At 46.2% G+C, this 727-nt stretch carries 1 protein-coding gene; it reads left to right on the forward strand.

The features are described from left to right. Positions 1 to 630 (forward strand): alpha/beta fold hydrolase (locus A3738_RS01530; RefSeq protein WP_068763305.1); only part of this gene is annotated, 630 nt, incomplete at its 5' end. Between the last annotated feature and the right edge of the window lie 97 nt (positions 631 to 727).

The raw sequence follows: 727 nt of genomic DNA on the forward strand, positions 1-727 counted from the left end.
GTTGATAATACGATCGATGTCTTGGCGTTTGTTGATAGTATTTCTGAAGGAAGTGATTTCGATATCGTTGGTCATTCCATGGGTGGCATTATCGCGACCTTAGTTGCTGCTTCAGTGCCCGAACGAGTTAAGCATTTGGTGTTGCTAGATAGCTTAGGGCCGCTGACTGATGAAATTGAAAATGTGTTGCCGCAACTCAAAAGAGCGGTGAAGCGTGCATCCTCGTTGAGAAACTCAAAGCTTAATGTTTATCCTACTAAAGAAGTGGCTGCCCGCGCGCGAACGGCAGGGGTCGGTAAGATTTCTATGCCTGCATCAAGACTTCTTGTAGAGCGGGGCACGATAGAGGTGGAAGGTGGTTGGACGTGGTCATCTGATCCAAGGCTGTTAGAGCCATCACTTTTGCGATTTTCTGAAGCGCAGGTTGAGGCAATAATGGGAGGCATCGAATGTCCTGTGCTATTGCTTGTTGGAACGGATGGTTATTTCAAGCAATATGAAGCTATTAAGAAGCGGCTTGCGTATATAAAAACGTTAACGCAGCATCAAGTAGACGGCGGGCATCACTTCCATATGGAAGGTGACGTTGCGCTGACAGCTCAATTAGTCGGTGACTTTGTCACTGAGTAACTACATCGAACCAAAGGGGTTTAGTGAATGCAAAACAGGTTGGCTCGTTCAAGTTGGATGAATGTACACGTGTTTTTGGTCTCTATGCTTTCGATTG

This window comes from Oleiphilus sp. HI0066 (assembly GCF_001635725.1).